Genomic DNA, 713 nt, shown 5'->3' with positions numbered 1-713 from the left:
TAGATGCGCTCGGGATAAACCGACCCGACCTTGAATTCGTAGGCATTGCTCTGGATGCCATGCTCTTCGAGGACCTGGCCGATGATTTTCGGCACGCTGAGGTTCTGGAAGATGCGCTGGTTGATGCGGTGGGCCAGGTAGGCGAGTTGCGGGCGCAGGGTCACCGAGTAACGGGTCAGGCGCTTGCCGGAGTCTCCCTGGGCGGCGCGATGGATCTGGCCGTGAATACCGCTGCCGTCCGGCGAAAGCTGCAGGAAGGCGGGTTTGTGCAACAGGGTTTCGAGGTCCAGGGCTGGCTGCTCGCTGACCAGTTCCACGTCGAACACGAACGGTTGGCTGATGGCTTCCCGTCCGGTGAGGGCCAGGACTTGCAGGTCGCTGTCTGAGCCTTCTATGGTCAGGCTGAAGTGGGTCTGATTGGCCGGCGCGAACATCCCTTGTTCCTCGATTCTGAAAAGGCGTAAACAACATCGACCAGCAGAAGCTGGCCGATGCTTGAAACCTCAGCCGTATCAGGCCACAGGCGAGCGCCAGTCATCGGAGCCCGAAGTACCGGAAACTTCGTGGGTCCAGGTGATTTTGCGGTAGGTCATTTCGATGTCTTCCAGGTGCGTGAAGTGCGCGTTGGAAGGGTCCTGGCAGTTGTGCATGTAGTCCTTGGAGCTGACGAGGATCGCGTCTTCCAGAACGGTGGTGTAGTAGTGCTCTTGAGT

At 59.2% G+C, this 713-nt stretch carries 2 protein-coding genes; both read right to left on the bottom strand.

All coding sequences use genetic code 11. From position 1 onward, the window contains the following. On the bottom strand, positions 1 to 434 hold a 434-nt coding region (locus tag JSY17_RS25510), incomplete at its 3' end, for a contractile injection system protein, VgrG/Pvc8 family (RefSeq protein WP_269814607.1). Positions 435 to 512: 78 nt separating this feature from the next. Further along, on the bottom strand, positions 513 to 713 hold a 201-nt coding region (gene tssD, locus JSY17_RS25505), incomplete at its 5' end, for a type VI secretion system tube protein TssD (protein WP_206403387.1).

The organism is Pseudomonas capsici, from assembly GCF_017165765.1.
In the GTDB taxonomy this organism is placed as follows: domain Bacteria; phylum Pseudomonadota; class Gammaproteobacteria; order Pseudomonadales; family Pseudomonadaceae; genus Aquipseudomonas; species Aquipseudomonas capsici.
Note: the sequence above shows the minus strand (reverse complement) of the source record. Positions and strands in the feature narration are given on the sequence as shown.